Raw genomic sequence first — 6,031 nt, 5'->3', positions numbered from 1 at the left:
TAGACAAGTCGTTCTACTTTTTTTGGAGGTCTTATGAAAAAAACAGTATTTGCTTTTACCGCAGGAGTTGCGGCCACTTTGGCGATAGGTGTACTAACTTACCTTGATAGTTTTTCAGTACATTCAGGGCTTTGGCTTATGGCTCCCTTTGGCGCCAGTGTAGTATTAGTTTTTGGTGTGCCAACTAGCCCCTTAGCACAAGCTAAAAATGTAATTTTGGGGCATTTTATAACGGCGCTTATTGGTGTTGTTTTTATTAACTATATTGGAGTAACGCCATGGTCTTTGGCATTAGCGACAGGGGTAGGGGTTAGCACAATGTTATTGACTAACACCACTCATCCGCCAGCAGGCGCAAATCCTTTATTAATTATGCTATCAGGACAGAGCTGGTCGTTTTTATTTACACCAGTACTACTTGGCTCATGTGTGATTGTACTGCTCGGTTTGTTGTTTAATAAGTGGCGTGCTTCACCTTTTGAAACCGCTAAACCTTAATTCGTGATATTTAAAATATAATAAAGCCAAGGGTAAATTTACTTTTCATTCCCAAGCTTATCATGATAAAAACACCACTATTCTTAGCAACTGAGACATTAACCTTGCAAACTATTTTAAATGAAATTGCTGACACGATGAATGCAAGTACAGAGCGTGGTACTGTTGCTAACTATATTCCTGAGCTAGCTGCTGTTGACCCCAATCAATTTGGTATATCAGTTGCTTTACCTACGGGAGAGGTTTTCAATGCGGGCTGTGCGCAACAGTTATTCTCAATTCAAAGCATCTCTAAGGTTTTTAGTTTAACGTTAGCGTTAGGGAAAATTGGTGATGCTGTTTGGAACAAAGTAGGTCGAGAGCCTTCTGGCGATCCTTTTAACTCAATAGTACAACTTGAACATGAGCATGGTAAGCCACGTAACCCATTTATTAATGCCGGTGCAATTGCCGTTGTAGATTCCATTATGATGGGGCATGAGCCTAAAGAAGTCCTCGCAGAAATATTACAGTTTGTTCGCTATATTGCTAACGATAACAGCGTAGCAATTGATGAAAAAGTTGCTTTGTCGGAGTTAGCTACCGGACATCGTAATGCATCATTGGCGCACTTTATGGCGTCATTTGGCCGTATTGAGCATGATATTAATAAACTGTTAGGCGCTTATTATCATCAATGCTCTATTTCTATGAGTTGTGAGCAACTGGCAAAGTCAGGACTGTTTTTGGTCTCTGATGGCGTTAACAGGGTTACAGGGAAACAAATTGTATCGTCGCAACGAGCAAGGCGAATAAACTCATTAATGTTAATGTGTGGACATTATGATGGTTCGGGTGAATTTGCCTATCGTGTCGGGCTACCAGGTAAAAGTGGTGTTGGTGGTGGTATTTTAGCAATTGCACCAGGTAAAGCATCTATTGCGGTTTGGTCTCCAGGGCTTGATACTATTGGCAATAGTAAGTTAGGTACATTAGCCTTGGAATTACTGGTTCAACGTACAGGTTGGTCAGTTTTTTAACATTCACGATTTAGCATTGAAGTTAAAGCCAAACCAAGTAACAAACTGTGACCACTATTTTTAAAGAATAAAGCTATAGTGGTTCCTTCAATTGCCGGACCTGGTGCTATGTTGGCCGCAGTATTAATGACAGAAAATGCTCGTTATAATTTGATCGAACAAACTCAAACGGCAGCGATGATGCTAGCGGTATTAGTTATTGTACTTATCTTACTATTATGCGCGAGTTGGACACATCGCATTATAGGTAATAGCGGCGCAAGTATTATAAGTCGAATTATGGGGCTTATCTTAGCATCAGTAGCAACGGCTAATGTGCTATCAGGTATTAAAGAGTATTTTACTTTATAACTCACTTATCGTTGAGAGACTATCGCTTTTAGCGAGCATAAAAGTATGACAATAACAATTGCCATTAAACATATTGTGTTTAAATGCAAAACAGATGAGCAAATTTTCTACGAGCGTTTAGCAAAAACCACAGGATTAACAAAAATAACCTTACATGGAGAGGTTATATACATTTTTGTTGCCTGTGAATATCAGCATAGTGCCATTGAAGAGCTTACCGCTTTATGTGATATGTGGCATGGAACATATGCAGTAATGCCGAATATTGTGTGAAATAAAAACAAGCTGACTATTTTTTTATCAAACAAACCTAAAATCAACAAAATTCGTAAAATAGTGCTTTACAACATATCAGAGAGACTTTAATATTCGCCCCGTCTTCAGGCAAGCATTGATTTACAAGGTTTGTTTAAAGCAACTCGGTGAGATGGCTGAGTGGTCGAAAGCACCGGTCTTGAAAACCGGCATGGGTTTGTAGCCCATCTAGGGTTCAAATCCCTATCTCACCGCCACATTAAGAAAAAGCCCTAACAGAAATGTTAGGGCTTTTTTTTTCTTGAAATTTAGGCTTGAGATTATCAACTTTTTCTAAGCACTATTTTTTCTAAGTACTATTTCAAATTGTGTACCTGTACCTAATTGGCTGCGCACCTCAATATCGCTATGGAGTAGTTTTAGTAGTTGTTTGCAAATAGCCAACCCTAAACCGCCATGAGTTTTTTTGCAGCCTTTGGCATTACTGGCGCGGTAGCGGGCATCAAAAATGTAGTTAATTTCATCGGCATTAATGCCAGTACCCGTGTCACATATTTGTAAGTTTATTGCATGTTCTTGGTTGCTTACTTTAATGGTGATATTACCTCCAGAGGGAGTGTGACGCAGTGCATTGTCAATTAAGTTGCTCAAAATACGTTCTAGTTTAGCAATATCGCTAGAGATCATAAAGTCACAAATTTTAGGTTCAACGTTAAACGTCACGCCTAACTGCGTTGCTTTTAAAGTAAACTTAGCTAGACAGTCGTAGATTAATTCACCTAGGTTAAAGCGTTCATTGTTCACTTCAACATGACCTGATTCAAGGTGAGCTAATTCAAAAATTTGGTCAATTAAGCCTTTAAGCTGTTTAGTATTATTTAAGCTAATAGCAAGGTAGTCAGCTTTTTGCTCTGGGGTGTCAGTTACTTTCGCATGTGTTAATAGTTCTAAATACCCTTGTAAAGATGCAAGGGGCGTTCTTAAGTCATGAGAAAGATGGGTGAGTAATTCGCGGCGTTGGCTGTCGTTTTGCTTGAGTTGTTTAAATTGACTATCAATACGTAACACCATGTTATTTATGCTATTGCCAAGTTGATGAACCTCGTTACGGGTATTACTTGGCCACTGGGGAAGAGTTATATTGGTTAAGTCAAAGCGAGCTGATTCAATAGCGGTTAACTGTTGTACAAGTTGCTGCATAGGCTGGGTGAAATAGCGAAATAATGCCAATAAAAAGAGTAATAAAAAAATAAAACCAGCAACAAACCACATAGCGGTAACACTGAGTATTTCACTGGCTTTGATACGATTAAAAATAGTATCGTAAGCCTCACCACCAATGATGACATACAAGTAGCCTTGTAGATTTTTTTGTGTCTTATCTTTTGGGTTTTCATGGTTATAGACTGGTGCGACCGAGAATATTTTTGTTTTATCAATATTGCGTGGATCTTGACCATAAATAGGGAGTTTGTTGTTTTGTTCAATAAGAGATAGCAAAGGAGCTAAATTAATTTTTTTACGTTTCACCTTACCTTTAGGGGCTGAATAAGTCAGAATTTCGCCATGAGGATCTACAAAGTAAAACTCAAATGCTGGGCCCAGTAACATCAAGGTATGAAATAGGTTTTTAAGCGCGTCGTAATCGTATACCCCTTGTTGCAATAATGGATTGTCTTGTACTAAGTGCGTGGCAAGCTGTAAATGAAGCTTTTGCTGTGCTTGTTGCTGAGACACTTGCTCTAGTTGTTGACTCCAACTGACAATCATCATGATCACTGCGCTAAAAATAACAAAGAGTGATGCAACAATTTTTTGGTAAAGTGAAAATCGATTAAACAGCATTATCAGTCCATACAAGTTAATGTTGAGGGGTTAAGTTTATAGCCTACGCCCCATACGGTTTCTATTACGTTATCTAGCTGGTAGGGCTCTAACTTAGCGCGCAGCCGATTAATATGTGAATTTACGGTATGCTCGTAACCACTGTGTTGATAGCCCCATACTGAGTCAAGTAATTGCGTACGACTGAATACTTGGTTAGGGTGACTGGCAAAAAATATAAGTAAATCAAACTCGGTTGACGTTAGGTTTAATGTTTCGCGTTGAATAAATACGTCGCGTGACTGTTGGTTTATCAGCAAAGGGCCTAGGGTTACAATGGTTGCAACTTCTTCTATTTGCTGTTTATTACGAAGCAAGTGCACATGACGTAATTGTGCTTTAACGCGTGCTTGTAATTCACGGGTGTTAAAGGGTTTACAAATATAATCATCAGCGCCCATTTCAAGGCCTATCACACGGTCCATTTCAGCGCTTCTTGAGGTTAACAGCACAACGCTTGTTTCGGGGGAGCTATCTTTGAGTTTTCGACACAAGGTTAAGCCATCCATTGTTGGCAGCATAATGTCGAGTAATACTAGCGCACATGCGGTATTTTCAAGGTAACTAAGTGCCGACTCGGCGCACCCTACATGGTGGCTTTCGAGGGATAATTCACTTAAATGTACTTGCACCAATCGTGCGATGTCACGGTCATCCTCAACAATTAAGACCTGATCTCTCATTTTCCTCACCTTACACGAAGTTGAGGAAGTCACCCAATGTGAGCGACCGTAAGAGATTGCTTTAAAGATTAATACAGGGTTTAGCCTAAGGTATTACTTTCAAAGCAAACTTACAGTCGTTTTCCTCGCTTATTGCATCCGCGTTATAGTGATTGTCATTATCGGGTTATCAAATTTATGATTACCGTTTAATACCGACTGAGTTAAACCGTCATCTTGTCCTACAACACCAGAGTGTGCTGAAACAATTTGGCTATCATTACGTTCACTGTTAAAGCCTTCGCCGCCATCAGCAGGCCCAGGAATGGTTCCAGAGCTTTCGCTATTAGCTTCAGTGCCCGCATCATAGGCCATTGTATTAACGTTTAACGCTTCACCGACTGCTAACTGAGATACGTCTATAGCATTAAGACCTGAGAAACCGTCATTGGTATTCACCATCATGGTAAATAAACTGAGTTTTATGTTATTAAGCTGTTCGCTATCAACCATCAAGTCAATAGTATTTCCAGGGGGCAAAGGCATGCTATCGCTGGTTGAAGTCATCACTATTTCTTGCGCGAGTAGTGCTGAGTTATCACCCGATTCGGCCATTTGCTCAAGTGCCTCAGAAGCTGGCGAGCCAATCTCCCAAAAAGCACCGTCTTGGTGAAGTGCAATGCCAATGGGGGATAATGGTTGTGCGTGGGTAAGGTTAGTAATCGACACAGAAAAGCTATAAACCATTGCAGCAGGCACAGGCGTTTCCATATCATCAACTCTGGTATTATTATCACTACCGCAGCCATAAAGACCTGCTAATAATAGCGGTAAAGAAAGTTTTTTGAACATATTCATGACAATACTCCTATTTTACCGTTACAGTAACTTTCGCTACAGGGTTTAACCATCTGTGCACCGTGTTATGAAGGTCGCTGTTACCACTTTCAGGTTGATCGTCACCTAAACTGCCACGGTGAATATGAACACTTTGATTGGTTTCGGTATTAGTAACACCAGTGCCATTTATGCCAGAGCCTCCAGGGGCAGCAGGAATACCCGGCATACCGACAACACCAGAGCCTGCTAGAATTAGCTCATTGTTAGCTTCAGTGCCTGCATCGTAGGCATTTAGGTAAATATCATAACTACCCGGTGCTGTTGGGATCATCCAACTGTTTAAGCCAACAAAACCATCATTGGTGGGTAACATCATTGCGGTAATTGATAAGTATTGATTACCGTCAGTTGTTTCAAGCATTGCCATGGTAGATTGTGAAGGTGCAAGCAAACCGTCGGCAGGGTTTTCAACTTTGTTGCCTGAAACAGCGTCTACAATACCTGCAAGGCCAGTAATATTAC

7 protein-coding genes, 1 tRNA gene and 1 pseudogene are annotated in these 6,031 nt (G+C 40.3%); 5 read left to right on the top strand and 4 right to left on the bottom strand.

Features of this window, described 5'->3' with window-relative positions:
• Nucleotides 1-33: 33 nt before the first annotated feature.
• The 5 genes and pseudogenes from KO495_RS00140 (at nt 34) to KO495_RS00120 (ending at nt 2,380) form a co-directional block, all read left to right on the top strand.
• Complete coding sequence (locus tag KO495_RS00140) at nt 34-498, top strand: HPP family protein (protein WP_215978364.1); 465 nt, start codon at nt 34-36, stop codon at nt 496-498.
• A 104-nt stretch (nt 499-602) separates the two neighbouring features.
• Nucleotides 603-1,517 (top strand): glutaminase, encoded by a 915-nt coding sequence (locus KO495_RS00135; RefSeq protein ID WP_215978366.1) that lies wholly within the window; start codon nt 603-605, stop codon nt 1,515-1,517.
• Nucleotides 1,518-1,592: 75 nt separating this feature from the next.
• Nucleotides 1,593-1,868, top strand: a pseudogene (locus KO495_RS00130) (MarC family protein); the annotation flags it as partial.
• Between the two features lie 45 nt (nt 1,869-1,913).
• Nucleotides 1,914-2,141 carry a hypothetical protein gene (locus KO495_RS00125; protein ID WP_215978363.1) on the top strand — a complete coding sequence of 76 codons (228 nt, stop codon included), beginning with the start codon at nt 1,914-1,916 and terminating at the stop codon, nt 2,139-2,141.
• Between the two features lie 148 nt (nt 2,142-2,289).
• Nucleotides 2,290-2,380: transfer RNA gene (locus KO495_RS00120), tRNA-Ser, on the top strand.
• Nucleotides 2,381-2,456: 76 nt separating this feature from the next.
• Here the strand turns inward: KO495_RS00120 and KO495_RS00115 are convergent.
• The 4 genes from KO495_RS00115 to KO495_RS00100 form a co-directional block, all read right to left on the bottom strand.
• The gene (locus tag KO495_RS00115; RefSeq protein WP_215978362.1) at nt 2,457-3,968 is read right to left on the bottom strand and encodes a HAMP domain-containing sensor histidine kinase; all 1,512 of its coding nucleotides are present in this window, start codon (nt 3,966-3,968) and stop codon (nt 2,457-2,459) included.
• 2 nt (nt 3,969-3,970) lie between these two features.
• The gene (locus tag KO495_RS00110) at nt 3,971-4,690 is read right to left on the bottom strand and encodes a response regulator transcription factor (protein WP_215978361.1); all 720 of its coding nucleotides are present in this window, start codon (nt 4,688-4,690) and stop codon (nt 3,971-3,973) included.
• A gap of 129 nt (nt 4,691-4,819) precedes the next feature.
• On the bottom strand, nt 4,820-5,527 hold the full coding sequence (locus tag KO495_RS00105; protein WP_215978360.1) for a spondin domain-containing protein: 708 nt from the start codon (nt 5,525-5,527) through the stop codon (nt 4,820-4,822).
• Between the two features lie 10 nt (nt 5,528-5,537).
• Nucleotides 5,538-6,031 (bottom strand): spondin domain-containing protein (locus KO495_RS00100; protein ID WP_215978359.1); only part of this gene is annotated, 494 nt, incomplete at its 5' end.

This window comes from Colwellia sp. D2M02, from assembly GCF_018860755.1.
GTDB lineage: Bacteria > Pseudomonadota > Gammaproteobacteria > Enterobacterales > Alteromonadaceae > Colwellia > Colwellia asteriadis.
This window is presented reverse-complemented; position numbering and strand designations above follow the sequence as displayed.

Coding starts and splice junctions, on each gene's coding strand:
- KO495_RS00140 (WP_215978364.1), top strand. CDS start 34: ATGAAAAAAACAGTATTTGCTTTTACCGCAGGAGTTGCGGCCACTTTG.
- KO495_RS00125 (WP_215978363.1), top strand. CDS start 1,914: ATGACAATAACAATTGCCATTAAACATATTGTGTTTAAATGCAAAACA.
- KO495_RS00115 (WP_215978362.1), bottom strand. CDS start 3,968: ATGCTGTTTAATCGATTTTCACTTTACCAAAAAATTGTTGCATCACTC.
- KO495_RS00110 (WP_215978361.1), bottom strand. CDS start 4,690: ATGAGAGATCAGGTCTTAATTGTTGAGGATGACCGTGACATCGCACGA.
- KO495_RS00105 (WP_215978360.1), bottom strand. CDS start 5,527: ATGAATATGTTCAAAAAACTTTCTTTACCGCTATTATTAGCAGGTCTT.